Below are 25,807 nucleotides of genomic sequence, written 5' to 3'. Positions count from 1 at the left end.
TAAGCGGATCACGCAGCGTACTGACGCCCGGACATAAGCGTCTAACTGGAACCGCCGTGCTCACCGAAGGGGGCGAATCGCGGGGACGGCAGGGAGGCGAAGACCGACGCCTCCTCCCCCAGCAGGTGGTGGTTGGCCTGCTGATACGCCCTCCGCACAGCCGCGATCGCCCCGGGGCTCAGGTCCATGCCAGCGGACTGGCAGAACTCCCCCAGCGCCTCGCACCGCCGCTCCAGGTCGACCATCGACAGCGGGTCGCACTGCTGGGCCTCGATCAGCAGGTTCTCCTGCTCGCCACTGATCAGGCCGAGCGCGCCGAGGGAGTACAGCTTCCACTTCATGTTCGGCAGCAGCTGACCCGAGCGGGCGTACATCCAGTCCACGACCTCGTCCAGCGCCCCGGATAGGACGAAGTGGCCCGTGGGCACTCCGACCCGCCGTGCCATCCGCAACGGGATCTCGCGCACGTCCCAGGTGATCCGGTTGTGCAGCCGGTAGGTCTCGCCCTCCAGCCGCTGAAGCTGCTCCCGGGACTTGTGAGAGATCAGCGCCTCGAAGGCTTCCTCGCGGTCGAACAGCGGCTCGCCCTTGTTCCCGTAGGCGTCGCACTTGTCGCTGTTCCACGTCGTGCGCGGGTCGGCCTCGTACTGGAAGAGGAGCTGGTGGACGTTGACCTCCATGCGCCCCCAGGGGACCGGCAGGTGGAAGCTGAACTCCGGGATCCAGGCGGGGAGCCGGTCGCGGACCAGGGTGTACGTGTCCGCCGGCCGCGGCCTCCACTCGTCTTCCTTGATCGGGACGTCGAGGATCACGGCCAGGTCGAAGTCGGAGTCGGTGCTGAACCGGGTGACGTTGCGGGGCGCGACCGCCGAGGAGGACAGGACGTAGAGCGCCTGGACCTCGGGCATCGTCTTGAGCGTGTCGAGCAGACCTCCGGCTGCGGCGCGGGCCTGCATTCTCAGGTTTTCCACGGGAACTCCTTGGTCAGATGATCGGGCGATCCATCACGGAGCGGAGTGCGGGAACGAGCTCCAGCGCGACGCCGCCGTGGGTGCGCTGGATGTGTGCGAGGGAAGGGCTGCTGTTGCCCTCGATGACCACGGGGCCACCGGGCGTCAGTGCGATGTCCCAGCCGATGAAGGGCACCTGCGGGAAGAGGCGGGCACAGCGCTCGGCCAGCTCTCGTACCTCCGTCATGCGGGAGATCCGGTGGTCGGCGAATGGCACCGAGCTGACGTGGTGGCGCGTGTGGGCGTTGAGGTGTCGGTCATAGCCGTGGCGGTCGAGTCGCCCGTCGGGGTGGACACGGATCTGCATGCCGCCGACGGCCGAGTTGTCCGTGGCGGTCTCGCTGCCGCCGAGCTTCAACATCACGTACAGGACCTCGGCGGCGCCTTCCCGCAGCAGGGTGATCACGCGGAACGTGTTGAGGGCGTACGGGTTCAGCACGTCCAGGTCGGGATGCTGCGGCACGTGCTGCTCCACCAGCCACGTGCCCCACCGCTGCGCGTAGGCCGGCAGGTCGAAGGCGTCCTCACCAGGCCGCACGATCACGACGCCGGATCCACCGCTGGAGTAGCGGGAGGGTTTGACCACCACGCGCCCGAAGACGGAAGCGCGATCGAGGACGACCCGCAGCGACACCGCCTCACCGTCGGAGGTCACACCCGCGCGGCGGTCACCGCTCGCGATCAGCGCGGGCTGCGGGATACCGGCCGAGGCAAGGATCTTCTTGCAGGACGTCTTGTCGTCCAGATCGATCGTGTCCCGGTTCACGCGGGGAAGGAGCCGGTGGAACAGGGCCGTCTCCGGCAAGTACGAACAAGCCCGTTCGGCCGACACCTCGTCCCGGTATCCGGCGTAGCGGAAGTAGTGGAACGGCAGGCAGCGCCACCGCGCGGAGACCTTCGCCAGGTCCCCGGAGATGCGGGCCAGGCTCTTCCTGTCCTCGTCGCGCAGCATCGCGGGGAGGTGCTCGCTCCGTAGCTGCCGCAATTGGTAGGGGAGGAACCGAGCGGCGGACACACGGGGAAGAACCCGAGTGCGGAACCACTCCTCGGTCATGGCCTGGCGGTGGTTGAAGCCGCGGTTCGCGGTACGTCTCATGGTGCTCCTCCCGTTGCTCAGTAGTCCGGGGTTCCGGCGATGGCCATCGCGACGACGCCGATGGTGGTGACGATCACGTAGGCCGCAACAGCGAGGCGCTGCCTCATAGGGCGGGCCCGATGTTGTCGGCGGCGGTGGACCAGGCGATGCCGTTCGCGGGCTGGATGTGAGCAATGCGGATGAGTCGGCCGCCGTGTCTCTCGTGGACGACTTCCGTCAGCTCCCCTTCGCCCCGGCTCGCGATGTCGCGGACCAGGCGGTGAAGGAGGGGGTGGTCCTCCCGGCCTTCGGCATCGACCGGATTCACCGCTCGGACTCCTCGCGGTCGCTCGCTCCGCGCCGGAGGAATCTCTCCCACCCGGACTCGGCGCGGGCTCGGAGGGCCGGACTCGGACCGGCCGGCGGCTCGGGAACCGTGTGCTGTCGTCCGCTGTCGCCGGGCGTACGAACGGGCAGAGGCTGGCTCATCACGACCTCCTCGGGGGTGGTGCAGCCCGCCACCCACACGAGGGACGTCGATGACGGGCTGCGGTCCTGGAAGCCGTCCGGAGCGGGCGGGGGAGCCGGTTAACCCGGGTGCTCAGCTCCGAACGGCGTGAGGCCCAGTGAACGGCCGTGGACCACGGGCTCGGAACGTTTCCCGGGGGTTCCTCCAGCGAGAGAAACCCCCGTTTCTCGCACGGGGAGTAGCCTCCTGACTACCAACCTGAGGGGAGGGGTGGGATGTCTGACCCGATGGCTCTGCACCCGCTGACCTACGTGCGAGAAGGCAAGGGCTGGGGCAAGGCCGAGTTAGCCCGGCGCATGCGTGAACGCGGGGCCGAGATGGGCGTACCGCTGGCCACCAACCGAACGACGGTCTGGAAGTGGGAGCAGGGACAGGCGCCTGACGCGGACGCGCAACGGGTGCTCGCTGACCTGCTGGAAGTCCCCGAGAACCACGTACGTTCGGTGGCCTGGCCTCGATGGTTGCCGGCGTGGGAGTCGACGGCCCTGGCGGCCCCGTGGACTCCGGCCGGCACGGTGAAGGTCTTCGCTGATCTGGTCAGGAGCGGCCACATGGATCGTCGGGGATTCCTGTCTATCACCGGCGTCGCACTGACGGGCGTTGCCGCCAACTGGGCAGCCGCGCCAGAGGCGTTCGCCTCGGCACTCGACGGCGACCGCGTCACCGACGCGATGGTGACCACCATCGAAGCGCGCGTGGACACCCTCCGCACGCTCGACGACCAGATGGGTGGCGCACGCCTCCTGGACCAGGCCACCAGCGACCTCGCGCTGATCACCAGCCTCCTCGACCACGGGCGCTACTCCGACGCCGTCGAACACCGCCTGTACGCCACGGCAGCCCGCGTGTCCTACCTCGCCGGTTGGATGGCCTACGACAAGGGCCTCCGCTCGCTCGGCCAGCGCTACTACGTCGGCGCCCTCCGCAGCGCCCACAGCGCCAAGGACGACGGCTTCGGCGCCTTCATCCTCGCCGAGATGGGCGTCCACATCTCCGACTCCGGCGACACGGCCGCACGCGTGAAGCTCATCGACACCGCCATTGGCAACGCCCCCTCGGCCCTCCCGCCTGCGGCGGCCTCGTACCTCCACCTCCACCAGGCCGAAGCCCTGTCCCGAGACACCCAGCACGAAGCGGCCGGCAAGTCCCTCAACCGGGCCTACGACCTGTGGGGCACACACCGCGAAGGCGACCGCCCCGACTGGCTTGGCTGGTACGGCGAGGCCCAGCTCAAGTCCACCGAGGGCAAGATCATGCTCCGCTCCGGCTACCCCGAGCGGGCAACCAGCGTCCTCGCGGTAGCAGTGGACCAAGCGGTCCCACGTGACCGAGCCGTGCGGTCCGGCCGCCTCGCCACGGCACGGTTGGCCGCCAGGGACCTGGACGGCGCCTTGGACGCCGCCAACCTCGGCTTGGAGTTGCTGGAGAGCCGCGTCCGATCCGACCGGGCATACGTCCGGCTGACGAAGTTCAGCGACTACCTGGAGCCGTACGCCGGGGTGCCGTCGGTCCTTGAGTTCCGCAACCGGCTTCAGGCGCTTCCGGCTGTCGCCTGACAGCGTTCCCGTGACGCCCCTGGCCCCGGCGCAGCCCTCCGACGCCAGGGCCAGCGCACCCCAAATCCGGCCCGTTCCCTGACAGTTGGCGATGGGTGCGACCGTTACCCTCGCGGCCGGCCGGAGCGGCTTCGGCCGGTGTCCTGTCCGGGTTGGGGTCGGCCCCTCAGGCTTTTTCGGCGCGGGCGGGCGGGGGCGGGTTGGCAGCCCATCGCCTCTCTCCGTCCTCCCACTCCCCGGTCGGCCGGAGGCCCGCCGCCGCAGCCACCGCCTCGGACGCCGCGTGGTCGGGGTGGATGTGGGCGACGAGCTCCCGGACGCCTGCGGCCGAGGCCAGGTGCGCCGCGAGGCCCTTCGCGGCCTCGCTCGCGTAGCCCCGGCCCTGCCACGGTGTCCCGAGGACCCAGGCGATCTCCGCGCGGGGCCCTCGTACCGTCGCCTGAACGTACCCGGCGAGGCTTCCGTCCTCCCCGACCCGGAGTACCCAGTTCCACCACAGCTCCCCGGGGTCCGGCGAACCGGCGCACTGCCGCTCGTACCGGGCCCGCAGCGCGGCCGGGTCCGGCGGGCCGCCCCCGGTGAACACGTACAGCGCGGGGTCGGCGAGGACGACCGCCATCTCCTCGGCGTACGCCGGATCGAGGGGGAGCGCGTCGAGGCGGGCGGTGGTGAACGGCGGGGGCGTGATGGTCGTCGGCACGGTGCCCGACCCTATGCCGGGCCACCACCCCGGGCACCCTGGTTTCCGCAGCTCACGGCCGGCACGTCCGGACGCTCACCGGCTCAGGCGCTGAAAGCGGCGGACCGCCAGCGGCAGAAATACCAGCGTGATCACGGTCGGCCACACCACGGCCATCAGCAGGGCGTGCTCCTCCACCCACGTGCCACCACCCGCCACCGGGTTGCCGAACAGTTCGCGGGTGGCCGTCGCGGTCGAGGAGATCGGATTCCAGGCCGCGACCGTGCCCAGCCAGCCGGGCATCAGGGACGGGGCCACGAAGGTGCTGGAGATCATGGTGATGGGAAAGGCCACCGCGTACAGCCCGCCCGCCGCCTCCGGGGTGGGCACCAGCATGCCGAGCCACACGCCCACCCAGATCAGGCTGAACCGCAGCAGCAGGAGCAGCCCGAACGCCCCGAGGCCCGCAGCCACCCCGCCGTCCGCGCGCCAGCCGATCAGGAGTGCCGTGACGGCCAGGATCGTCAGCTCGGCCGCCGCCACCACCAGGTCGGCCGCCCCGCGTCCCGAGGCGAAGGCGGAGGGGGCCATCGGCATGGACCGGAACCGGTCGACGACCCCCTTGTCGACATCGGTGACGACGGCCACGGCGGTGTTCATGAAGCCCATGGCCATGGTCATGGCGAACATGCCGGGCATCAGGAACGCCCGGTAGTCGCCGCCCCCGGGCACCTTCATCGCGCTGCCGAAGACGTATCCGTACAGCAGGACGGAGAGGATCGGAAAGCCGAGCTGCCAGATGATCGCGACGGGCCGGCGCTGATAGTGGGTGAGGACGCGGCGGGTGACGTTCCAGCAGTCGGAGACCGCCCAGTAGGCGAGGCCCATGTCACGTCCCGGGCGGGTCGCCGCAGGGTTCTGTTCGAGCGCGGTCATGCCGTCGCCACCTCCGGGAGGTCGTGGTTCTCGGTGTCGCGGCCCGCGATGTCATGTGCGGCACCGTGTCCCGTCAGGCGCAGGAACACGTCGTCCAGGCTCGGCCGGCGCAGCCCGATGTCCTCCACCGCGATCCCGTCGTCCTGGAGGCTCCGGGCCACCTCGGTCAGCGCGGCCACCCGGTCGGCGACCTGGGCGTGTACCCGGCGGGCGGGGGCCTCGGTGACGACGAGCCCGCCGCCGGCCACCCGGTCTACGGCCCTCGCGACCGCGGCGAGGTCCCCCGCGTCGGCGGCCACCACCTCGATCCGGTCGCCGCCGACCCGGTTCTTCAGTGCGTCCGGGGTGTCGTCGGCGATGGCCCGTCCCCGGTCGATGACGGTGATGTACGAGGCGAGCCGGTCCGCCTCGTCCAGGTACTGCGTGGTCAGCAGCACCGTCGTACCGCCTGCCACCAACGCCCGGACCGCGTCCCAGACCTCGCCCCGGCCGCGCGGGTCGAGCCCGGTCGTCGGCTCGTCCAGGAAGAGCACGTCGGGCGAGAGGATCATCGAGGAGGCGAGGTCGAGCCGCCGCCGCATGCCGCCGCTGTACTCCGTGGCGCCCTTGTCTGCCGCCTCGGTCAGGTCGAACCGTTCCAGCAGCTCCCCGGCGCGCTGCCGGGCCCGGCGGTTGCCGAGGTGGAAGAGCCGCCCGAACATCTCCAGGTTCTGCCGCCCGGTGAGACCTTCGTCGACGGCCGCGTACTGGCCGGTGAGCCCGATCCGGCTCCGTACGCGACGGGCTTCGCGCGCCACGTCGAGCCCCGCGACCTCGGCCCGGCCCGCGTCGTACCGCAGGAGCGTGGCGAGGACCCGCACGACGGTGGTCTTGCCGGCCCCGTTCGGGCCGAGCAGGCCGTGGACGGTGCCTGGGCGGACGGCGAGGTCGAATCCGTCGAGCGCCCGTTTCTCCGTCGCCTTCCTCCCCCGCCCCCGGTAACGCTTCACGACCCCCTCGGCGAGTACCGCGTGCCCTGACCCGGTTTTAGGCATGCCCATGGCCCGACCTCCTGCTTCTCCGACTGACCGGAAGTTAACTGAGTGCACCGTACTCCAAAATGGGTACGCCGTACCCACATGCGAGTACGGCGTACCCATTTCTGCTCCGGAGCACTACGCTGACCCCATGGCGAAAGACGGATCGACAGCGGCGACGGACAGCACGGCTACCGGAAGCGGCGACATCGCGCGCAGCCTGGAGCTCCTGTGGGGCACCGGGGAGCGCCCCAGCCGTGGCCCCAAACCGGGCCTCACGCTGGACCGGATCGTCACGGCCGCCATTGCCGTCGCGGACGCGGAAGGGCTGGCCGCCGTCTCCATGCGCCGGCTCTCCACCGAGCTCGGCACGGGCACGATGTCGCTCTACCGGTACGTCCCCGGCAAGGCCGAACTGCTGGACCTGATGCTCGACCGGGTGCTGGGCGAGCCGCTGTCCGCCGGGCCCGACCGTCCCGCCGGGACCCACGACGTACCCGAGGACTGGCGGGTGGCGATCAACACCATGGCCCGCTCCTACCTGGAGAACCTGCGCCGCCACCCGTGGCTGCTGAAGATCAACCAGGCCCGTACGGTGCTCGGCCCCAGCGCCCTGCGCGGGCTGGAACGCGCGCTCACCGGTCTGCGCGGCATGGGCCTGCGGGACCCCGAGCTGATCGGCGTGATCATCACGGTGAACAGCTTCGTGGAGGGCCTCGCCCGCACCCGGGCCGACGAGGCGGAGGCGGTGGCGCAGACCGGGCTGAGCGACGAGGAGTTCTGGGACAACCAGCGCCCCTACCTGGAGCGGGCCATGCTCAGCGGCGCGTACCCGATGATGGCGGGCATGTCGGAGGACACCTTCAGCGCCGAGTTCGACCACTTCGAGTTCGGGCTGCAACGGCTGATCGCCGGTTTCGAGGCGCTGGTCGCGGAGCGGACGGCGGAGCGGGCGACGGACCGAGCCGCGGGCTGAGCGAGCCACGGGCTGAGCCACGGACCGTGCGACGGACCGGCGGCAGGCTGAGCCACGGATCGACCGAGCGGCAGGCTGAGCCACGAAACCGGCTGAGCGGCAGGCTGAGCCACGGACCGAACAGCAGCCCGGAAATGACAGCGCCCCCGACCCGTGCCCCACTGGATATATGGACGCCAGCCCGGAGCTCGCTCCCTTCGTCAAGCAGTACGCCGTCCTGCTGAGCACCCACCGGCAGAACGGGACCCCCGTCGGCACCCCGGTCAACATCGCCGTCGAGGGCGATCACGCGTTCATCCGCACGTTCTCGTCCGCCTGGAAGGTCGAGCGGATGCGCAACCACCCGCAGGTGGAGCTCGCCCCCTGCACGGTCCGGGGCAGGCCCACCGGACCGCAGATCAAGGCGCACGCACGGCTGCTGCGGCCGGGCACGAAGGAGAACACGCACGCGGCGCGGATGCTGTCGCGGAAGTACCCGGTCGTACAGGGCGTGCTCGTCCCGCTCGCGCACCGGCTGAAGCGGGACCGGACGCTGCATTACGAGGTGCGGCCGGTGACGGAGGACACCTGAGCGCGGGAGCGCGGGAGCGCCGAATCGCCTACCCCTGCCCGCGCCGCCGCCGCTTCAGCGCGAGCCAGAGAGCCGCCGCCCCGATGAGAACGGCGGCCCCGAGGGCCGCATTGCCCTCGCCGGCCCCGTCCCCCTCCCTCGCCGCGTCGCCGCCCTTCGAGGGAGCCTCCGACCCGTCGCCGGACCCGTCGCCGGAGCCGGACCCACCGCCGGGCTTCTCCGGCCCGCCCTCCACCTCCACCCGGACGACCTCGCTGCGCGACCCCTCCGAGCCGAACATCAGGGCCGAGCCGTCCGCCGTGTACGTCACCGACTCCGCCTGCCGCTGGAACGGGGCTCCGACCGGCCGGTCCTCACCGAGGCGGCCGTTCTCGAAGGCGTACTCGCGGGCGCTGAAGTACGAGCGCAGCACCAGCCGGGTCCCGTCGGGCGAGAAGGCCCCGTCCGTGACCCACGGCACCTCGTCCACCCGCCGGAACACGTTCGTGGAGCCGGTGGTCAGCTTCGCGGGGCCTTCGTAGAGGCCGCCGCCGTCCCCGTTCTTGGAGGCGATGTAGGCGCGGCCGGTCTTCGGGTGGACCATCAGCGCCTCGGCGTTGCGGGGCCCGTCGGCGTACTTCACGTCGTACTGGACGGCGGTGACCGTGGCGTCCCGGAGCGTCTTGGGCTCGGGGAAGCGGTAGATCCAGACATGGCTCCAGGCGCCGTCCAGATTGTCGCCGATGTCACCGACGTAGAGGTCGCCGTCCGGCCCGATGGAGATGCCCTCGACGTCCCTCGGCTCCCCCACGCCCCGCATGGTGATGGTCGCGAGGGTCTTCCCGGTCCGGGAGTCGACGGCGAAGACATAGGGGCCGTCGTCGCTGTCGTTGTGCGTCCAGTAGACGCCGGGGTGCGCACGGCTGGCGGCGAGGCCGCTGGACTCGGTGATGCGGGGGTCCTCGATCGTGAAGTCACGGTCGGGCCGCCCGTCGTCGGCCACGGCCGGACCGGCCCCGGCGAACAGCGGGACAAGGGCCGCGAGCGAGGCGGCGAGGGCGGCGGCGGCACGGCCCGCCGGGCCGGTCGGATACGAGCGCATGGCCCAAGTGTCCATCCTCACGTCGCAGGCCGGAGCCGTGATCGGCCATGATGACGCCATGCGTTTCCTCTTCGTCGGCGATTCCATGACCATCGGGCGCGCCGGCGACTTCACCTGGCGTTACCGGATGTGGCAGCACCTGGAGGCGCGCGGCGGCCTCCCGTACGAGATCGTCGGGCCGCGCTCGACGCTGTACGACACCGAGGCGAACGCCCCGCTCTCCCACGCGTACGCCGACGCGTCCTTCCCGCCCGCCGCCCGCCGGCATCTGTCCGGCTGGGGCGAGGGCTGGCTGCACATGGCCCCGGTGATCGCGGACGCGGTGCGCGAGGCGGAGGCGGACGTCCTGCTGGTCTCGCTCGGCCTGATAGACCTCGGGTTCTACACGGACGCCGAGCAGACGGCGGCCAACGCCCGCGCGTTCGTCACGGCGGCGCGCACGGCGAACCCGCACATCCGCATGGTGCTGCTCCCGGTGATACCGAACGTCCGGGCCGAGACGGACGCCCCCTTCGCCGACTCCTGCGCACACTTCAACGAACTCCTCGCCAAGGCCGTCGCCGACCTCGACGAACCGGCCTCACCGCTCCTGCTGGCCTCGCGCCCACCGGGCTACGACATCCACACGGACACGTACGACGGCACGCACCCCGGCCCGACCGGCGAACACCTCCTGGCAGCCGCCTTCGCCGACGCGATGCACCAGGCGTGGGGGGTGGGCGGCCCGTACGCAGGGCAGCCGCTCCAGGCGCAGCCCCTGCCGGCGCCGCTCCAGGCGCAGCCCCTGCCGGCCTGACGACGACGCCTGACGACGCCTGGTGGCCGCTGAGGCTCACCCGCTCCGCTGCGACCCCAGCATCGACAGCGCCAGTTCGGTCAGTTCTCCCGAGACCTCCCCGGGGCGGGCCCGGCGGCAGCGGCGGGTGTGGTGGGCCATCAGCTCGTGGACCGTGCCGACCATCACCATCACGTCGACCCGGTGGTCCCGGTCCTCCGCCTCGCCGCGCTCCACCGCCCGCTCGGCCTCCCCGGTCAGGAACTCCGTCCACAGCGCCCGCCAGAGCTTGCAGTGCTCGTCCACCACGGCGCTCACCCCCAGCACCTCGACGAACGTCACGCGGGCCTCGCGCGGGTCGCGGGTGACGGCCTCCACGTACGCGTCGAAGAGCCGCCGGACCCGCTCCGCGATCGAGCACTCCTCGATGTCCTCGGCCAGCAGGGCGCTCTCCGACGCCCGCAGCCCGGTCGTCGTGACCCGGTTGTGGAGGGCGATGAGCAGGCCCTCCCGGGAGCCGTACTCCTGGCGCAGCACCTCGACCGGCACACCGGCCGCCTCGCACACGTCGTGCTCGGTGGTCGCCCGGTATCCGTTGATGCCGTACAACTCCCTGGCTGCTTCCAGGAGGTGTTCCCGCGCCTGCGTGCGCGCGACATCCCCGGGCCCGGTCCGCTGAACCGTCCAGCTCTCCGCCACCGGTCCTCCTTGAGCGCAAGGTGCGGGAGAGGGGCCTGCGCGCCTCTGCACGAACCGCCGCCCCATTGTGCTCGCCCCACCGCCGTCCGGACGGCCGCGCCACACCCGTACGGGCGAATACTCGCACGCGGAAACGCTTCTTCTTTGCACGCCCCGGATGCGCCCCGGATACGCCCCGAACTCACCCCGAACTCACCCCGTACCCGAGCCACGAGAGCACCGCCGGGGCACCTTCCCACGCCCCGAACCCCGCGTTGAACGCGTTCAAACGACTCTGGCACGATGGCCGCAGTTGCCGCAGTTGCCGCCCCGATCGGGCGTGCCACATGCATCACCGTGCGCGAGGGGGACTGAACGGTGGAAAAGGAAACGGTGGAGAAGAAGCGGCCCTACGGGCTGTCACTGCTGCTCTCGACAGTGGTCCTGTTGCTGGAGGCGACGCTCGCACTCGTCGTGGCCGTCCTGTACGGCCTGACGCAGGAGTCGTGGGCGCAGACCCCGACCGGCGGCTCCCCGCTCTCCGTGGTGCTGCTGCCTTTTCTCGCGTTGTTCGCGGTCACCGTCGCCGCCGCGCTGTCGGTGGCCTTCGTCCTTCCCACCGCCTGGCTGAGCGATGTGCTGGGACGCCGGTTCGGCGGGCGTGCGGCGTGGTGGTGGGTGCCGCCGGTGGCAGCGGCCGTCTCCCTCGTCCTCGTGGGCGCGACCGTCGCCCTGACCGGCGGCACGGATCCCGCCGGCTTCGCCGAAGGCTGGCTGCTGACCACGGCCGCGCTCACCGTTCCGGCGCTGGTCTGCCGCTCGCGCCGTAAGCGGGTCTTCGGCCCGGTGACGCTGTGGGGCATGACCGCCGTGGCCCTCACCGCCGTCCTCGGAGGCATCGCCCTCTCCACGGGCGTCCTGACGATGTACCGTCCGCCGGCGGTCCCCCGGGCCGAGCTCGTGGGGACCTGGTCCGACGGAACGGGCGGAATGCTGACCCTCGCGGCCGACGGCCGGGCCACGGTCTCCGGCCTCGACGGCACCTCCGGCGAGGGAGGTGAGGCCTGTGTGGGCCGGGGCACTTGGGGATACGGCACGGGAACGCATCGCGACTCCCGAGGGGTCGGCGTGGACGTGCCCTCATGCGGCCGAGACCTCTGGAACGTCGGCGGCACCGAGGACCGGCCGATCCTCTACCGGAACATCCTGCGATCCGCCGACCCGGGCGGCCTGGAGGAACCGGGCGACCCGGGCGGCCTGGAGGAACCGGGCGACCCGGGCGACCCGGGCGGCCTGGAGGAACCGGGCGACCCGGGCGACCCGGGCGACCCGGGCGACCTGGACCGGTACGAGCTGACGAGAGCAACGTCGCGGTGAAGCGGCGCTGGGGACTGTCCTTGCTGCTGTCGATCCTGGCACTGCACCTGGAAGCGGCGCTCGCGCTCGTCGTGAGCGTCGTGTACGGCGTCACGCAGGAGTCGCCGAACACGGGCGTCGGCGGTTCGGCGCTGTTCGTGCTGCTCCTGCCCGTACTCGCCGTGTTCACCACCGTGGCCGCGGCCGCGCTGTCCGTGGCCCTCGTCTTCCCGACCGCCTGGCTCAGCGACGTGCTGGGACGCCGGTTCGGCGGGCGCGAGGTGTGGTGGTGGGTTCTGCCGGTGGCGGCGGCCGTCTCCCTCGTCCTCGTCGGAGTCGTCGTCGCCCTGTCCGGTGGTGCGGAGCCCGCCGCCGCCGCTCTGGGCTGGCTCCTGACCACGGCCGCGCTCACCGTTCCGGCCCTGTGCTGGCGGTCGCGCCGAACGCGGATCTTCGGGCCGGTGACGCTGTGGGGCCTGGTCGCCGTGGTCCTCACCGCCGTCCTCGGCGGTGTCGGTCTGTCGACGGGGCTGCTAACGGAGTACCGCCCGCCGGCGGTCACTTCGGCGGACATCGTCGGGCGGTGGTCCGACGGGCAGGGCGGAACCCTCACCTTCACGGCGGACGGCCGGGTCACCGCCGACGGCATCGACGACGACCTCGGCGGCGGGGACACGAGGGACATGGATGACCCGGATGACCCGGATGGCTTGGACGACTTGGACGACTTGGACGACGACGTGGGCCCTGAAGCCGCGGAGGACACGGAGAGCGGGCGCGACGGCTGTACGGGGCAGGGCACCTGGACGTACGACCCCGGCGGGGGCACGTGGTCGCAGGAGGTGGAGGTCACGATCGCCTCGTGCACGTCCGGCCACTGGAACGTCGGCGGCACGGAGAGCCGCCCCACCCTCTACCAGTACATCGGCGACCCGGACTCCTGGGACCTGTACAGGCTGACGAGGACGGCCGAAGGTTCGTGAGGGGGCAGGCCCGCGCCGACGCGGCCGCCCACGGCCCTGCGGCTCTGCCCCTGACCGCGAACTCCCCGCGCAGCAGCGTCTCGTCCCAGGACCTCCAGAACCTCCAGGACCTCCAGGACCTCCAGGACTCCAGAACGTCCAGGCCCCCCAGCGCCTCAAGGCGTCGAAGGCGCCGGCCAGGAGCCGGAAGGCTGGCCGGCCCACTCCGGCCGGGTGTGCCGTGCACGAACAGCGGGTGGAGGGCGCGATCCCGGGGAGTGCGCCCTCCGCCGTGCCCGACGTGCCGTCAGCCCGCCAGGGGTACGGGATGGCCGGCGCCCTGGCCCGGGGCGGCCTCGCTCTCCCGCAGCCGGTCGGCGAGCGCCCGTACGCGCGGGTCCCGCGGTCCGGCGTCCAGGTAGAACAGCGACTCGTCCGCACGGTCGTCGTCACCGCCCCAGCGGACCACGCCCGCGCAGTCGGCGACGATGTCCCGCACCGCCGTCCTCTCCAGCGGGAAGAGGCTGCCCGGCGCGGAGGCCCCCGGGCGGATGCGGACCGCGCTGCCGGAGGCCGTGTTGGCCCCGGGGGACGTGGTGTCCGCCCCGCCCGCCTTCTGCCAGCCGGTGAGCTCGCCGGACCGTATCTCCGCCACCTCGTAGTGGTAGCGGCGTACCACGTGCAGCAGGATGGCCTCCGGGTCACCGATCCACACCGGTACGTGGAGCCCGGTGCCGGCCACCGCACGGGTCCACACCTGGGTGTCGTGGTCGGCGTTGGCCTGCACCGGCCACCCGTTGGGGGTCGTCTCCGGCTGCTTCGCGGCGCCCTGCCGCCCGGACTCCGCGGTGTCGGCGGCCGATGCCGCGGTCGGCGCCGACGCCAGGCCGACGGCCGCCACCGCGCTCAGCACGGCCGCGGTCCGCACCACGGTCCGTCGCGACATTCCGTTGTTCATGCTTCTCTTCTCTCGTCGGTTTTCGGTTGTCGGTTGTCGGTCTCGGTCATCGGTTCTCGTTCAGCGGGATTCATCCGGCTGCTCCGGTCCATCCGAATCCGATGACCAGGAAGAACGGCTCCGGACTCAGCTGGCCCGGCTGAGCCTGTTGTAGTTCTCCAGCACGTTGTACAGGCCGATCAGCTCGCGCCCGTACTGTGCCGCCCTGCGCCCGGTGCCGTTGTGGCGGGCGAGGATCGCCCGGGTATCGGCCTGGCTGGTGGTCAGGTTCGGCCGGGCCCTGCCGAGCCTGTGTGCGTTGTGGAGGGTCAGGTAGGCAACGGACGGGACGTTGTACTCGGGCTCCTGGAGCTTCTCCCAGACGGCCCGGGTATCGCTGTCGCGCAGCGGGGTGCCGTGGATGATGCCCTTCCGCATGCAGTAGTTGCGGGCAGCGATGGTCGCCCCGGCGAAGATCTGCCCCCAGCCGGTGCCGCTGTCGTCCCGCAGTCCGAGCTTGACCGCTTCGTCGGCGACGGCGTCGAGTGGGTTCAGATTGCGCAGTTCCCACAGGACCGGGGCCTGGATGAGGGCCTTCCGCAGCTTGAGCGTCCGGGCCAGGTTCGTGAAAAGCCAGTCGGCGTCCATGACCATGTCGAAGGCCTCCTTCGTGGAGACCACGTTGGACGTGACCCAGTCGTCGTCCGCCGTCCAGCATGCGCCGCCGGTCTCCGGGACTCCGATCGAGTTCAGGTACGTCCGCACATCCTCCAGCATCGCCGTCCGGTACGCGGTCTTGTCGAGTTCGACGTCGAGATCGCGCTCCGTCGGGATGCCGGGGCCGAAATCGCCCTGCCCGGTGTCGCGTCCGGAGGCGATGTTGTTGTCGATCTCGATCGATCCGCTGCCGGATCCGACCGTGATCGTGGAGATCTGGTCGAACGCCCAGTTGGTCGGCAGCGGGTAGCCCAGGTTCCCGGAGAACCCCGAGGACATGTCGGAGACGAAACTGGCCACGGCGTAGCCGGCGTCGGCGACGCGCTGGCAGACGTTGCGGGGACCGTAGACGCCGACGCGGTACGCCGAGTTCTCGCCGATCGTCCGCATCACGCCCCGGAAGTGCGGAAGAACGAAGTCGGTCACCTCGCCGTCCATGGCGTCGTAGTCGACCGCGAAGTAGATGATCGTGCCTGGCTTGAAACCGTGCATCCGGGCCCACTCGATCGCGTTGGTGGCGTCGATGCAGCCCTGGGAGTAGCTGAAGTAGTCGGCCGAGCGGCTCCAGGTCTGGTAGATCGGGAAGCAGCGGAGACCGTACTCCTTGAGGGTGGCCAGTTCGCCCGGCTGGATCTGCTTCTCCGGCAGGGAGGTGCTGGAGGGGTTGAAGAGGTATCGGCCGACGTACTCGTAGCCGGCGTCCTTCAGAGCCTGTGCGCGGGCGGGCGTCACCATGGTGACGCCGTCGCAGGCGGTGCCCTTGCGGGACTGGTCGCCGTACGAGACGAGCAGCGAGGCCCACGTCGGGAAGTCGCCCTGCCCGGTCACCGGCAGCTTGGTGAAGGACTGGAAGCTCTCCACGCCGGACTTCACCGTGGCGGTGAAACTGCCGAAGGGCACGTCCCGCTTGTTGAGGATCATGGCAGCGGTGAACAACTGCGCCCAGACTCCCACGGTGCCGACCGAGACCGTGTGGCTCTTCAGGCCCGACCGGGTCCCGGGGCCGAAGAATCCGTTCGCGGTGCCATCGGCCATACCCAGTTCGTACTGGATCGCGAAGAGCATGGACCTGGATACGTCCCTGGAATGGCGGCCGTCGCAGGGGATGACGTAGAAGTCCTTGCGCGGCAGGTAACGGCCGTTCAGCCACTGCTGGATGGAGCGGATGCCGTCCGAGCCGCCGTCGACAGTGACGTAGGAGTCCATGTTGAACAGCCCCTTGGTCGTCTTCGGCCACAGGGCGCCGCCGGGGTGGGCGGCGTCGGCACCCATGTCCTGGTGGAGCTTGGCGACCGATGCCTTGACCCTGGCGTTGTAGACGCCGTCGATCTCACCCCCGTCGTAACCCTTGCAGTACAGGGCGGACTGGATGATCCGGCAGAAGGTCGCGGACGGAGCGGTGGTCTCGTCGATCTTGCCGTACAGCTCGCCGATCTTCCCGAGGGTGGCCGGACCGAAGGAGTTGGAGAGTGCGGTGATGCCCATTTCGTACTGGAGAGCCCGGGTCAGGGCGTACATGACGGACCACCCGGTCCGACCGTCCTCGGTCAGCTTGGATATGCCGAGCGTGACACCGTTGTCGTAGGTGGTGTTAACGAATCTCTGGGCGCGGAGCACCATTTCGTCGGTCATGAAAATCCTCTTCCCGAAAGAACGCGCGAATGATCGGCCACCCCGCGCGTGCGGGGCAGCCGCCTTGGAGCAGTCGTCAAACGACCGCGATGGCGAGAACGGCTATCAGTGGCAGCCTCCGACGTTCGACCGGAAACTGAGAAGAACCTTTCCGCGGGAAGCCCCGTGTGTCCTGCTGCGGCATCGTCCCTCTCGGGCCGCTACGGCGATACGCCGCATCCCAGCGGGACAAGGGCATGGTCGGTGTCCTGGCCTTCTTTCGTATGCCGGTTGATCCTCCTGCTGACCGCCGGCCCAACCGGGCCTTTCGAGGCTTTGCCCGAAGCCCCTGGCGACCGATCGACGGCTTGATGAGCATTTCACGAAGATCATCAACGGCCGACAAGGGGTGTCGGACTTCGGACTTCGGGCACCTGCGTCGAGCAGTACGCCTTGTCGGGCTTGCGCATTGTTGGGCTTGCGCCTTGTTGGACATGTGACTTGCTTGTTGGACATGTGACTTGTTGGCCGGCTGTTCGTCAGGGCGACCCCTCGGAGGCGAATGCGATGGCATCGGCATCGGCATCGGCATCGGCATCTCGATGGTGGTAGCCGCCACGCCCACGCCCCGCCCCCGCCGCGCTCCTCAGCCACCCAGGAACTCCGCGCACCGCAACGGCCCCAGCACCGGCCCCTCCCCCGGGCGGATCGTCACCTCCACGTCGTCCGGCCGGACCTCCGCCTCCCGGACGGACTGGAAGCCGGCGAGCGTGCAGACCAGTTGCCCCGTCACCTGGTCCCGCGCGTCCGCCCAGTACGGGCCCTCCAGCTTCACGGTGACGCCGGTTCCGTCCCCGGTCACGGAGTAGCCGCTGGGGGCGTGGAGCAGCGTCGTCAGCCCCTCGCGCCGCTCGGCGGCCGACGGCCCCTGGGCGAGCAGCTTCATCACCGAGTCGAGGCTCCTGACGTCCTGGTCGAGCAGGGGCACGGCCCGCAGCCCGGTGCCGGACGCGAAGTACAGCCGCATCCCGCGCGTCAGCCCGGACGCGGGCTCGCCCGCCTCTATCACCCCGGTCGGCTGGACCCCGCACCCGGCGAGCGCGGCCCCCAGCACCGTAAGGACGACTCCCCGCACACGTCTCACCCGTCCCCCTCCTCCTCCGAGTGCCGCAGGGGCAGCCGGAGCGTGAACACCGCGCCGCCCTCCGGGCCTTGGGACACCTCGACGGTGCCGCCGTGCAGCCGCGCGTTCTCCAGGGCGATGGCCATGCCGAGGCCGCTGCCCTGCCCGAAGCCACGGTCCTGCCCCAGGTCACTGACCTGCCCGAGGCCGCCGCCCGGCCCGAGACCACTGGCGCTCTTCCCGACGTCTTCGCCCTTCCCGAGCCCGCCGCCATGGCCGCGGTCCTCCGGCGTGCTGCGCGTACGCGCCGCGTCCGCCTTGTAGAACCGGTCGAAGACCCGCTCCCGGGCCTCCGGCGGCAGCCCCTCGCCGTGGTCGGCGACCTCCAGCGTCACCCGGTCGCCCCCGGGCGCGGCCAGGGTGACCGTGACCGGCGGCGCCCCGTGCCGCAGCGCGTTGCCCACCAGGTTCGCCACGATCACGTCGATGCGCCGCCGGTCGACCACGGCCCGTACGTCCGCCTGGAGTTCGGCCGTCACCCGGTCCGTCCACCCGCGCAGCGCCAGCGACGCCCGTACGGTGTCGGCGAGGTCCGTCACGGACGCGTTGAGCCGGACCGCCCCGGCGTCGAAGCGGGAGATCTCCATCAGGTCCTCGACCAGCCGGGACAGCCGGGCCGTCTCCGCGCCGACCGTACGGGCGGCGTGGGCGGCGTCCGGCGGCAGCTGGTCGGCGTCCTCCTCCAGGACGGTCGCCACCATCGTCATCGCCGCGAGCGGGGTGCGCAGTTCGTGCGACACGTCCGCCACGAACCGCCGCGCCTTCGCCTCCTGGGCCCGCAACTCGGCGTCGGACGCCTGGAGTGCGTCGGCGGTCTCGTTGAACGTCCTTGCCAGGTCGGCCAGTTCATCATGCCCCCGGACCGCCACCCGGCTGCCGAGGTCCCCCTCGGCGAGCTCGCGGGTGGCCCGCCCCAGCTTCCGTACCGGCCGCAGGACCGTCCCGGCGGCCAGCAGCGCCAGCAGCGCGGCCAGCACCACCACGGGCACGGTCCCCGTCCGTACGGAGTCCAGCAGGGCGGCGGTGTCGTCGCGCTCGGCCCGCAGGTCGGTGATCGCGAAGACCTCCAGGCCGGAGGCGTGCCGGTCCCCGTCGGCATACGTCACGGGCGTGCCGACGACCAGGTACGGATCGCCCCGCCACTCCACCCGCTGGAACCGGGTCCCGTCCCCGGCCCGTACGGCGGCCCGCAGCTCGGCGGTGATCCGGCCCTCCGTGTCGGCGTTCGCGTCGGAGACCGCGGGCAGGTCCTGGTGGCGGGCGACCACGGTGCGCGCGCCCAGCCCCTCGGAGACCTTCGCCGCGAACCGGGACAGCGACCGCTGGTCGGGCGGCAGGTCGAACCCCGCCGCGACCGAGGCGACCCGCTCCCTCAGGTCGTTCACGGCGGTGTTCTGGGTGCGCTGGAGGACGGCGGTGCGGGCGTCCCGGTAGGCGAGGGCCGTCGCGGTCACCGCGCTGACGAGGGCGACGAGGACGAACGTGACGACGAGCCGCACGCGCAGCCCGCCGACGAACCGCCGGGGCCCGCGCACGCCCACGCGCCCGCGCCTGCCCACGCGCCCGTGCCCGAGCCCGCGCCTGCCCACGCGCCCGTTCCTGGTGGGGCGTCGCCTCACAGCGGCCCGAAGCGGTAGCCGAAGCCCCGCACGGTCTGTACGTGCCGGGGTCTGGCCGGCACGTCCTCGATCTTGGCCCGCAGCCGCCCCACCGCCGCGTCCACCAGCCGGGAGTCGCCGAGGAAGGTGTGGTCCCACACCGATGCGAGGAGCTGCTCCCGGGTGAGGACCCGGCCGGGCGCGGCCGACAGCTCCAGCAGGACCCGCAGTTCGGTGGGCGGGAGGGCGATGTGCGTGCCGTGCTTGGTGACGGTCAGCCCGGCCCGGTCGATCACCAGACCGGCATGATCGGCACGATCCGCGTGACCGGCGCGATCGGCACTGTTCAGGTGACCGGCGTCCGGCTCCTGCCCCACCCCCACGGCCGGTACCGCGTGGCCCACGGCCGGTACCGCGCGGCGCAGGGCGGCCCGGATGCGGGCTTCCAGGACGGGCGCGGTGACCGGCTTGACCACATAGTCGTCGGCCCCCGCCTCCAGTCCGGTCACGATGTCCCGGTCGTCGCCGCGTGCGGTCAGCATGATGACGGGCAGGGCCGCCGTACGGGCCCGGATGCGGCGGCACACCTCGAAGCCGTCCATGCCGGGCAGCATCAGGTCCAGCACGGCCAGTTCGACCCGGGCGCCCCGCTCCCCGGCCAGCAGCGCGAGGGCCTGCTCGCCGGTGGCGGCCGTCTCCACGCCGTACCATGGGAACCCTGGACCGGCCCACCACGGGTACGGTCCGGGTCGCCGGGTACGACGTGTCGGCGCTCTCCGACGCCCGCCTCTCCGCCCTCCGGGCCCGCCATATCGGCTTCGTGTTCCAGCACTTCCACCTGGCGGCCGGCCGGAGCGCGGTGGACAACGTCGCCGACGGGCTGCTGTACACGGGCGTCGGCTGCCGGGAGCGGCGCGACCGGGCGCGCGAGGCGCTGGCCCGCGTACGCCTGGACCACCGGACCTCCCACACCCCGAACGAGCTGTCCGGCGGCGAGAAGCAGCGGGTCGCCATCGCCCGCGCCCTGGTGGGCGAGCCCAGGCTGCTGCTGGCGGACGAGCCGACCGGGGCCCTGGACACGGCGTCCGGCGCGATCGTCATGGAGCTGCTGCACGAGCTGAACGCGTCCGGCACCACGGTCTGCGTGATCACGCACGACCACCGGATCGCGGACGCGGTTCCGCGCCAAGTGCGCTTCAGGGACGGCGAGATCGTCTCGGACGAACGCACCACCCCACCATGTACGTCGGAGGCCGGCGCATGACCCACGACCTCAAACCCGCCCGCCTCTCCCCCCCGGGACGTCCTGCGCGTCGGCGCGGTCCGCCTGCGGGCCCGCCGGGCCCGGGTGGTGCTCTCGGCGCTCGGCATCGCCATCGGCATCGCGACGATGGTCGCGGTCGTCGGCCTGTCCGAGTCGAGCCGCGCGGACCTGATGTCCCGGCTGGACCGCCTCGGCACCAATCTCCTCACCGCCGAGGCGGGCGAAGATCCGCTCGGCGCCACGGTCGAGCTGCCCGAGAACGTGGTGGCGATGGTCGAGCGGATCGGCCCGGTGCGGCACGCCACGGCCACCGCCGACGTCGACGCCCGCATCCGCCGCAGCGACGTCGTCCCCGAGGAGCGCACCGCCGGGGTCACCACCCAGGCGGCCCGGACCGACCTGCTCTCCACGCTCGGCGGCGAGGTCGCCCGGGGCACCTGGCTGACCCCGGCCGGGGAGCACCTGCCGACCACGGTCCTGGGCGCGGTGGCGGCGGACCGGCTCGGCATCACCCGCCCCGGCGGGACGATCATGATGAACGACACCCGGGTGGCCGTCGTCGGGATCCTCGAACCCATCGAGCTGGTCCCCACCCTGGACCGGGTGGCCCTGGTCGGATTCCCCGCCGCGACACGCTACTTCGGCTTCGACGGCCACCCCACCACGGTCTTCGAGCGCTCCACGGACGCCTCGGTCGAGGACGTACGGGCGGTACTGGCCCGCACGGTCAGCCCCGGCAACGAGGCCGTCGTCCGGGTCTCGCGCCCCTCGGACGCGCTGGCCGCGCGGGCGGCCGCCGACAAGGGGCTGACGGCCCTGATGCTCGGGCTGGGCGCGGTGGCCCTGCTGGTCGGCGGGGTGGGCGTCGCCAACACGATGGTCATCTCGGTGCTGGAGCGCCGCCAGGAGATCGGCCTGCGCCGCTCGCTGGGGGCGACGCGCAACGCGATCCGGCTCCAGTTCCTGACCGAGTCGCTGCTGCTGTCGGCGCTGGGCGGCGTCACGGGCGCGTTGCTGGGCACGGTGGCGACGTACGGGTTCGCGCGGGTGCAGGGGTGGACGGCGGTGGTCCCGCCGTGGTCCCTGGCGGGCGGCCTGGCCGCGACCCTGGTGATCGGCGTGGTCGCGGGCCTCTACCCGGCGATCCGCGCCTCGCGCCTGCACCCGACGGTGGCACTGAACGCGACGTGAGGGCGCGGGCCCCGGCCGCCGCTACGAAAGCTGCCCCGAAAGCGGCCCCGGGATCGGTCCCGGACTCACCCGCTCGACCCCGCGGCGGTCCGCGATCCGGGCGATGGTCAGGCAGTACAGCGGGGCGAAGACGAGTTCGACCACCATGGCCTGCCAGGGGGCGTCGGCCGCGGTCTCCGTGGTGGACAGTTCACCGAAGCCCGCCGCGAGGCCGAACGCCAGCAGGTTGTTCGCGACGTGCATGACGATCACGGCCTCAAGACCGCCGGTACGGATCACCAGCCAGCCCCACCACAGAGCCGAGTACAACAGCAGGAGGAACCCGGAGAGTTCGCCGAACCCGTGGGCCAGGGCGAACAGAAGGGAAGCCACGACGATCGCGGGCCAGGGCGAACGCACGACCCGGCCGATCACCTGGACCAGCCAGCCCCGGAATACGTACTCCTCGGCAGCGGCCTGGAACGGTACGAGCGCCAGCACCACGGCCAGGCTCAGCAGAAAGACGGGCCACCCCGGGAAGCCGCTCCCCGTCCCCACGAGGGGCTCGTCGTTCCAGGTCCACGCGATCAGCAGGCCGATCTGCAGGGTCATCAGCGGGAAGGCCACGGCGGCGCACCGCCGGAGCCAGCCCCAGCGCAGCCGCCCGACGACGGAGGAGAGGGTCCCGGCGGGCCGCCGGCCCACGAGGCGGGCGGCCCACAGGACGATGGGGATGGCGATCGCGATGCCGAGGAGCTGGATGGCCAGATCCGCGACGGGGTCCTCGAAGAAGATGTCACTGTCTGCCGACGCCGGTCCCGCGTCCAGCAGCTCCGCGACAGCGATACCGACCAGGCTGACGGCCAGGATGCCCGCCAGGACGAGCGCCACGACGACCGACAGTTCCCCCAGCCAGCCGAACCGTCCGCCCCGGCCGTTGCGCCCCTGCTCGTCGTAGCGGGAGCCCCCGGGCGCCCGCACCGGCCCGGAGGGCGGGCGGCTCCACTCCGGGGGCTTGTCCCACCCGTGCTGCCAGCCCGGTTCGGGCGGGCGGGGCGGCTCGCCCGAGGACGCAGGCGGGGCCCAGGGCGACGAAGGCTGGGACGGGGACGAGGGCTGGGCCTGGGACGAGGGCTGGGCCTGGGCCTGGGAAGGTGGCTGGGGCTGGAACGGAGGCTGAGGCTGGGGCTGGGGTATGTCGGATGGGGGGTTCACACCAGTGATCTTCGGTCGCCGCCCGCGTACGGGTCAACGCGACACGAGGACACGGCCCGCTACCGGCCCCGGACGGGGGCGGCCACCGGATCACCGGGACCCCAAGCACTCTCAACTGCCCCCGCCCGCCGCCTTGATCGCTGTGGCAGACTGCGTCGACTGAACCTAATGGTCCACACCACATGTATCTGGAGTCCGGCATGACGGCACAGGCGCCTCCCCCTCCGATCGACACCAGCAGGCCCCACTCGGCCCGGGTCTACGACGCGCTGCTCGGCGGCAAGGACAACTACCCGGTGGACCAGCAGATGGCCGAACTCCTGCCCGCCGAGGCGAAGATCGGCGCCCATCAGCAGCGCGCCTTCATGAACCGTGCGACGGCCTGGCTGGCGGGCGAGGGCATGACGCAGTTCCTGGACATCGGAACGGGCATCCCCACCGCGCCGAACCTGCACCAGGTGGCCCAGGAGGTCCGCCCCTCCGCCCGGGTCGTCTACTGTGACAACGACCCCATCGTCCTGCGCCACGCGGAGGCGCTGCTGATCAGCCGGCCGGAGGGCGTGACGGACTACGTCCACGCCGACGTCCGCCGGCCCGCGATCATCCTCGACGCGGCCCGCAAGACCCTGGACTTCGACCGCCCGGTCGCCCTGTCGCTCCTCGGCCTCCTCCACTTCCTCCCCGACGCCGAGGACCCGATCGGCATCGTCCGTACGTTCACGAGCGCCATGGCCCCCGGCAGTTACGTCGTGCTGTCCCACGGCGCGTCCGACGTGAACGAGGAGATGGGGCAGCGGAGCGAGGACGAGTACAAGAAGGGCGGCATCCAACTGGCCCTGCGGACCCGCGAGGAGTTCTCCCGGTTCTTCGAGGGCCTGGAGATCACCGCCCCCGGCCTGGTGAAGGCCCCGGAGTGGTTCAACGGCACCCCCGCGCCCGCCCAGGAGCACAGCGGCCTTTACGTGGCGGTGGCCCGGGTTCCGTAGCCGGAAGCCCCCGCGGTCCGCGCGACGCCCCCGCCACCGGTCCCGTCCGCGCGGGCCTCTGCGGCGACGAGCTCCCGCCAGGGCGGCGGCGGAGGTGCGGGGTCGGCCTCGGCACGGGCCTGTACGTCGGCCCAGTAGGCGCGTTCCCTCTCGCGGTGACACCGACCGCACGTGGTGTACCACGACTCGCGGGGCCGGAACATGTGCTCCTCGCCGGGTCCGTCGCAGGCGATCAGGGGCAGTGGCGGTAGCGGTGCTGGTACGGACTCCGCCGCCACCGCCAGGTCCGCCGTCTCCCCCGGCGGCGCGGGCAGCTTCTCCAGCAGCCGGTGCTCCAGGAACCCGAAGGCCGTGCGCACTCCTTCCGCCGGCAACGCGCTGCTCAGCGCCAGGCGCAGATCCCCGGCGCTGACGCCCCGCCGCAGCCACTCGGCGGCGAGCGAAGCGAGCTTGCGGGCCTCGCGCACCCCGAGCGACAGCTCACGCGTCTTGTGCCGCAGCGAGAGCAACACGCGTTCGGCGAGCAGAACTTCATCCTGCGCAGGCGCTTCCGGCCCCGCTTCCTCCTGCGTCCCCGCTTCCGGCTCCGCTTCCTCTCGCGTCCCCGCTTCCGCTTCCGGCTCCGCTACCGGCTCGTCAACCGGTTCGGTGGGTGGGTGGGAAGAGTCTTCGCCCTGTTCTTCGTCTGCGGGTAATTGACCACCGGCCCTCCGACCGGTCGGCTCACCGACCGTCGGAGAGTGCGTACTCGGAGCGGGCCACGCGTCGGGCACGGCGGAGACGCCCACGTACTCGTACCCATCGGCGGGAACACCGGCGCGGAGACGGGCCGCCTGGTCATCGGACAACGGCTGGTTGCTGAACACCTGGACGGTCCGCCAGCGCCCTTTGGCGATACTCTCCCGCCGCTCGTGAACGTACCCGTGCGTCACGAGGTCGGCCTTGGCCTTCTGGTAGGCGCGACCGGTCATGCGCAGAGCGCGGGCGTGCTCGCCCAGAGCCTTGTCCCGGTCCTCTTCGGGCAGCCCCTGGACGTAGAGGACAAGGACCTTCGCGTCGCTGCCGATGCGCGGATTGCGCACCAGTCCGTTGGGGGCCTTCGTGTAGCCCCGAGGGGGCGGGATAACATGCGAAAGCATCGCGGGTGGACTCCGAATCCACTAGTGGTGAAGGCCCTCGGGTCGGTGCGCAAACACCCCCGGGGGCCGCCCTGTGCGCTGTCGAACCTGAGCACACGGAGCGTAATGTCACGATCACCGTACCGCAGAGAGTGGCGACCCACTCACCCTCCGCCCCCAAGGCACGCAACAGATGTACATCTGATACATTAATCCATATGAGCGAGCCCGTAACCGCATCCATGGCAGAGGTACGCAAGCACCTCGCGGACGTCATCGACCGCGCCCGCCGTGACGAGACGCCCACGATCATCACCCGCCGAGGCAAGAGTGAAGCGGTACTCGTCGACATCGACGAGTACAGACGCCTGTGCGAGGCCGCCGAGCGGTATGAGGATGAATGGCTCAACCGACTCGCAGACAAGGCGGAGGCCGAAGGAACCGACGGATCGGTATCCCTCGAAGAGATGGCCGCACTCCTCCGTTCGGCCAACTGACCCATGGGCCACGTCACACGATTCACGGCCCACGCGCAGCGGGACCTTCTCAAGATTCCCCTGCCGGAAGCCCGGCGCGTCCTCGGCCGCCTGGCGGACCTCCGGAAGGCCCTGGATGCGGGGGACCTCGCCGCATTCGACGTCAAGCCGCTCCAGGGTCATGACGCACGCTGGCGTCTCCGAGTGGGTGACTACCGGGCCGTCTACACCGTGGAGGACGGTCGGCTCATCGTCTGGGTGCTGGCCGTCGGCCATCGGCGCGAGATCCACCGGACCCTCTGAGCTCGCTCTTCGGAGCAGCCGGACTGAAA

At 71.5% G+C, this 25,807-nt stretch carries 25 protein-coding genes and 2 pseudogenes; 12 read left to right on the top strand and 15 right to left on the bottom strand.

All coding sequences use genetic code 11. The annotated features are described in order from the left end of the window. Positions 1-41 precede the first annotated feature (41 nt). The 3 genes from ACGF2Y_RS18090 to ACGF2Y_RS18080 form a co-directional block, all read right to left on the bottom strand. Complete coding sequence (locus ACGF2Y_RS18090; RefSeq protein WP_392948123.1) at positions 42-971, bottom strand: hypothetical protein; 930 nt, start codon at positions 969-971, stop codon at positions 42-44. 13 nt (positions 972-984) lie between these two features. Further along, positions 985-2,106: a sugar-transfer associated ATP-grasp domain-containing protein gene (locus ACGF2Y_RS18085; RefSeq protein WP_392948120.1), complete on the bottom strand. Its 1,122-nt coding sequence runs from the start codon at positions 2,104-2,106 to the stop codon at positions 985-987. A gap of 103 nt (positions 2,107-2,209) precedes the next feature. Then, positions 2,210-2,413, bottom strand: a complete 204-nt coding sequence (locus ACGF2Y_RS18080) for a hypothetical protein (protein ID WP_392948118.1) — start codon at positions 2,411-2,413, stop codon at positions 2,210-2,212. A 416-nt stretch (positions 2,414-2,829) separates the two neighbouring features. Here ACGF2Y_RS18080 and ACGF2Y_RS18075 point away from each other — a divergent pair, with 416 nt between their 5' ends. Further along, positions 2,830-4,170, top strand: coding sequence for a transcriptional regulator (locus ACGF2Y_RS18075; protein ID WP_392948115.1), 1,341 nt, complete (start codon positions 2,830-2,832; stop codon positions 4,168-4,170). Positions 4,171-4,336: 166 nt separating this feature from the next. On the opposite strand, the gene ACGF2Y_RS18070 is transcribed toward ACGF2Y_RS18075, so the two are convergent. From ACGF2Y_RS18070 to ACGF2Y_RS18060, 3 genes are all read right to left on the bottom strand, one after another. Then, the gene (locus tag ACGF2Y_RS18070) at positions 4,337-4,870 is read right to left on the bottom strand and encodes a GNAT family N-acetyltransferase (RefSeq protein WP_392948112.1); all 534 of its coding nucleotides are present in this window, start codon (positions 4,868-4,870) and stop codon (positions 4,337-4,339) included. A 75-nt stretch (positions 4,871-4,945) separates the two neighbouring features. Next, positions 4,946-5,785, bottom strand: coding sequence for an ABC transporter permease (locus tag ACGF2Y_RS18065; protein ID WP_392948110.1), 840 nt, complete (start codon positions 5,783-5,785; stop codon positions 4,946-4,948). Further along, on the bottom strand, positions 5,782-6,825 hold the full coding sequence (locus ACGF2Y_RS18060; protein ID WP_392948107.1) for an ATP-binding cassette domain-containing protein: 1,044 nt from the start codon (positions 6,823-6,825) through the stop codon (positions 5,782-5,784). The genes ACGF2Y_RS18065 and ACGF2Y_RS18060 overlap by 4 nt, the downstream gene beginning before the upstream one ends. A 127-nt stretch (positions 6,826-6,952) precedes the next feature. Here ACGF2Y_RS18060 and ACGF2Y_RS18055 point away from each other — a divergent pair, with 127 nt between their 5' ends. Both ACGF2Y_RS18055 and ACGF2Y_RS18050 read left to right on the top strand, forming a co-directional pair. Beyond that, on the top strand, positions 6,953-7,777 hold the full coding sequence (locus ACGF2Y_RS18055; RefSeq protein WP_392948105.1) for a TetR/AcrR family transcriptional regulator: 825 nt from the start codon (positions 6,953-6,955) through the stop codon (positions 7,775-7,777). A 169-nt stretch (positions 7,778-7,946) separates the two neighbouring features. Further along, the gene (locus tag ACGF2Y_RS18050) at positions 7,947-8,348 is read left to right on the top strand and encodes a PPOX class F420-dependent oxidoreductase (protein ID WP_392948102.1); all 402 of its coding nucleotides are present in this window, start codon (positions 7,947-7,949) and stop codon (positions 8,346-8,348) included. A gap of 28 nt (positions 8,349-8,376) precedes the next feature. On the opposite strand, the gene ACGF2Y_RS18045 is transcribed toward ACGF2Y_RS18050, so the two are convergent. Next, the gene (locus tag ACGF2Y_RS18045; protein WP_392948099.1) at positions 8,377-9,429 is read right to left on the bottom strand and encodes a WD40 repeat domain-containing protein; all 1,053 of its coding nucleotides are present in this window, start codon (positions 9,427-9,429) and stop codon (positions 8,377-8,379) included. Here ACGF2Y_RS18045 and ACGF2Y_RS18040 point away from each other — a divergent pair. After that, positions 9,428-10,225, top strand: a complete 798-nt coding sequence (locus tag ACGF2Y_RS18040) for a GDSL-type esterase/lipase family protein (RefSeq protein WP_392948097.1) — start codon at positions 9,428-9,430, stop codon at positions 10,223-10,225. The genes ACGF2Y_RS18045 and ACGF2Y_RS18040 overlap by 2 nt on opposite strands. 36 nt (positions 10,226-10,261) lie before the next feature. Here the strand turns inward: ACGF2Y_RS18040 and ACGF2Y_RS18035 are convergent, their stop codons facing one another. Beyond that, positions 10,262-10,903, bottom strand: a complete 642-nt coding sequence (locus ACGF2Y_RS18035; RefSeq protein ID WP_392948094.1) for a TetR/AcrR family transcriptional regulator — start codon at positions 10,901-10,903, stop codon at positions 10,262-10,264. Between the two features lie 357 nt (positions 10,904-11,260). Here ACGF2Y_RS18035 and ACGF2Y_RS18030 point away from each other — a divergent pair, with 357 nt between their 5' ends. Further along, a complete protein-coding gene (locus tag ACGF2Y_RS18030) occupies positions 11,261-12,259 on the top strand; it encodes a hypothetical protein (protein WP_392948093.1) in 999 nt (332 codons plus the stop codon). Further along, positions 12,256-13,221 (top strand): hypothetical protein, encoded by a 966-nt coding sequence (locus ACGF2Y_RS18025; RefSeq protein WP_392948090.1) that lies wholly within the window; start codon positions 12,256-12,258, stop codon positions 13,219-13,221. The genes ACGF2Y_RS18030 and ACGF2Y_RS18025 overlap by 4 nt, the downstream gene beginning before the upstream one ends. A 286-nt stretch (positions 13,222-13,507) precedes the next feature. On the opposite strand, the gene ACGF2Y_RS18020 is transcribed toward ACGF2Y_RS18025, so the two are convergent. The 5 genes from ACGF2Y_RS18020 to ACGF2Y_RS18000 all read right to left on the bottom strand — a co-directional run bounded on the left by ACGF2Y_RS18020 (position 13,508) and on the right by ACGF2Y_RS18000 (position 19,947). Beyond that, positions 13,508-14,158 carry a hypothetical protein gene (locus ACGF2Y_RS18020; protein WP_392948087.1) on the bottom strand — a complete coding sequence of 217 codons (651 nt, stop codon included), beginning with the start codon at positions 14,156-14,158 and terminating at the stop codon, positions 13,508-13,510. A gap of 126 nt (positions 14,159-14,284) precedes the next feature. Next, a complete protein-coding gene (locus ACGF2Y_RS18015) occupies positions 14,285-16,486 on the bottom strand; it encodes a glycoside hydrolase domain-containing protein (RefSeq protein ID WP_392948084.1) in 2,202 nt (733 codons plus the stop codon). A gap of 625 nt (positions 16,487-17,111) precedes the next feature. Further along, positions 17,112-17,609 carry a hypothetical protein gene (locus tag ACGF2Y_RS18010; RefSeq protein ID WP_392948081.1) on the bottom strand — a complete coding sequence of 166 codons (498 nt, stop codon included), beginning with the start codon at positions 17,607-17,609 and terminating at the stop codon, positions 17,112-17,114. Next, positions 17,606-19,189 carry an ATP-binding protein gene (locus tag ACGF2Y_RS18005; protein ID WP_392948079.1) on the bottom strand — a complete coding sequence of 528 codons (1,584 nt, stop codon included), beginning with the start codon at positions 19,187-19,189 and terminating at the stop codon, positions 17,606-17,608. Before ACGF2Y_RS18005 ends, ACGF2Y_RS18010 begins: the two co-directional genes overlap by 4 nt. A gap of 74 nt (positions 19,190-19,263) precedes the next feature. Then, the gene (locus tag ACGF2Y_RS18000) at positions 19,264-19,947 is read right to left on the bottom strand and encodes a winged helix-turn-helix domain-containing protein (RefSeq protein WP_392948077.1); all 684 of its coding nucleotides are present in this window, start codon (positions 19,945-19,947) and stop codon (positions 19,264-19,266) included. 5 nt (positions 19,948-19,952) lie between these two features. On the opposite strand from ACGF2Y_RS18000, the pseudogene ACGF2Y_RS17995 reads away from it, so the two are divergent. Together ACGF2Y_RS17995 and ACGF2Y_RS17990 are read left to right on the top strand one after the other, a co-directional pair. After that, positions 19,953-20,510 (top strand): annotated as a pseudogene (locus ACGF2Y_RS17995) (ABC transporter ATP-binding protein); the annotation flags it as partial. After that, positions 20,507-21,701 (top strand): annotated as a pseudogene (locus tag ACGF2Y_RS17990) (ABC transporter permease). The pseudogenes ACGF2Y_RS17995 and ACGF2Y_RS17990, both read left to right, overlap by 4 nt. A 21-nt stretch (positions 21,702-21,722) precedes the next feature. On the opposite strand, the gene ACGF2Y_RS17985 reads toward ACGF2Y_RS17990, so the two are convergent. Continuing rightward, the gene (locus ACGF2Y_RS17985; RefSeq protein WP_392948075.1) at positions 21,723-22,661 is read right to left on the bottom strand and encodes a CPBP family intramembrane glutamic endopeptidase; all 939 of its coding nucleotides are present in this window, start codon (positions 22,659-22,661) and stop codon (positions 21,723-21,725) included. Between the two features lie 34 nt (positions 22,662-22,695). Between ACGF2Y_RS17985 and ACGF2Y_RS17980 the strand changes: the two genes are divergently transcribed. Next, positions 22,696-22,860, top strand: coding sequence for a hypothetical protein (locus tag ACGF2Y_RS17980; protein ID WP_392948073.1), 165 nt, complete (start codon positions 22,696-22,698; stop codon positions 22,858-22,860). Positions 22,861-23,095: 235 nt separating this feature from the next. After that, positions 23,096-23,881, top strand: coding sequence for an SAM-dependent methyltransferase (locus ACGF2Y_RS17975; RefSeq protein ID WP_392948070.1), 786 nt, complete (start codon positions 23,096-23,098; stop codon positions 23,879-23,881). Here ACGF2Y_RS17975 and ACGF2Y_RS17970 read toward each other — a convergent pair. After that, positions 23,854-25,020 (bottom strand): hypothetical protein, encoded by a 1,167-nt coding sequence (locus tag ACGF2Y_RS17970; protein ID WP_392948068.1) that lies wholly within the window; start codon positions 25,018-25,020, stop codon positions 23,854-23,856. The two genes, ACGF2Y_RS17975 and ACGF2Y_RS17970, sit on opposite strands and share 28 nt — an antisense overlap. A gap of 197 nt (positions 25,021-25,217) precedes the next feature. Between ACGF2Y_RS17970 and ACGF2Y_RS17965 the strand changes: the two genes are divergently transcribed. Both ACGF2Y_RS17965 and ACGF2Y_RS17960 read left to right on the top strand, forming a co-directional pair. Then, positions 25,218-25,496, top strand: coding sequence for a type II toxin-antitoxin system Phd/YefM family antitoxin (locus tag ACGF2Y_RS17965; RefSeq protein WP_392948065.1), 279 nt, complete (start codon positions 25,218-25,220; stop codon positions 25,494-25,496). 3 nt (positions 25,497-25,499) lie between these two features. Beyond that, positions 25,500-25,778, top strand: a complete 279-nt coding sequence (locus ACGF2Y_RS17960) for a type II toxin-antitoxin system RelE/ParE family toxin (RefSeq protein ID WP_392948062.1) — start codon at positions 25,500-25,502, stop codon at positions 25,776-25,778. Positions 25,779-25,807 lie beyond the last annotated feature (29 nt).

Origin of the sequence: Streptomyces sp. NPDC048142 (assembly GCF_043202835.1) — a bacterium.
GTDB lineage: Bacteria > Actinomycetota > Actinomycetes > Streptomycetales > Streptomycetaceae > Streptomyces.
Note: the sequence above shows the minus strand (reverse complement) of the source record. Positions and strands in the feature narration are given on the sequence as shown.

What these genes read in the sequence shown, in the direction of transcription:
- ACGF2Y_RS18085 (WP_392948120.1), bottom strand. Translation starts at nt 2,106, where the DNA reads ATGAGACGTACCGCGAACCGCGGCTTCAACCACCGCCAGGCCATGACC.
- ACGF2Y_RS18075 (WP_392948115.1), top strand. Translation starts at nt 2,830, where the DNA reads ATGTCTGACCCGATGGCTCTGCACCCGCTGACCTACGTGCGAGAAGGC.
- ACGF2Y_RS18065 (WP_392948110.1), bottom strand. Translation starts at nt 5,785, where the DNA reads ATGACCGCGCTCGAACAGAACCCTGCGGCGACCCGCCCGGGACGTGAC.
- ACGF2Y_RS18060 (WP_392948107.1), bottom strand. Translation starts at nt 6,825, where the DNA reads ATGGGCATGCCTAAAACCGGGTCAGGGCACGCGGTACTCGCCGAGGGG.
- ACGF2Y_RS18055 (WP_392948105.1), top strand. Translation starts at nt 6,953, where the DNA reads ATGGCGAAAGACGGATCGACAGCGGCGACGGACAGCACGGCTACCGGA.
- ACGF2Y_RS18050 (WP_392948102.1), top strand. Translation starts at nt 7,947, where the DNA reads ATGGACGCCAGCCCGGAGCTCGCTCCCTTCGTCAAGCAGTACGCCGTC.
- ACGF2Y_RS18040 (WP_392948097.1), top strand. Translation starts at nt 9,428, where the DNA reads ATGGCCCAAGTGTCCATCCTCACGTCGCAGGCCGGAGCCGTGATCGGC.
- ACGF2Y_RS18045 (WP_392948099.1), bottom strand. Translation starts at nt 9,429, where the DNA reads ATGCGCTCGTATCCGACCGGCCCGGCGGGCCGTGCCGCCGCCGCCCTC.
- ACGF2Y_RS18020 (WP_392948087.1), bottom strand. Translation starts at nt 14,158, where the DNA reads ATGAACAACGGAATGTCGCGACGGACCGTGGTGCGGACCGCGGCCGTG.
- ACGF2Y_RS18015 (WP_392948084.1), bottom strand. Translation starts at nt 16,486, where the DNA reads ATGACCGACGAAATGGTGCTCCGCGCCCAGAGATTCGTTAACACCACC.
- ACGF2Y_RS17975 (WP_392948070.1), top strand. Translation starts at nt 23,096, where the DNA reads ATGACGGCACAGGCGCCTCCCCCTCCGATCGACACCAGCAGGCCCCAC.
- ACGF2Y_RS17970 (WP_392948068.1), bottom strand. Translation starts at nt 25,020, where the DNA reads ATGCTTTCGCATGTTATCCCGCCCCCTCGGGGCTACACGAAGGCCCCC.
- ACGF2Y_RS17965 (WP_392948065.1), top strand. Translation starts at nt 25,218, where the DNA reads ATGAGCGAGCCCGTAACCGCATCCATGGCAGAGGTACGCAAGCACCTC.
- ACGF2Y_RS17960 (WP_392948062.1), top strand. Translation starts at nt 25,500, where the DNA reads ATGGGCCACGTCACACGATTCACGGCCCACGCGCAGCGGGACCTTCTC.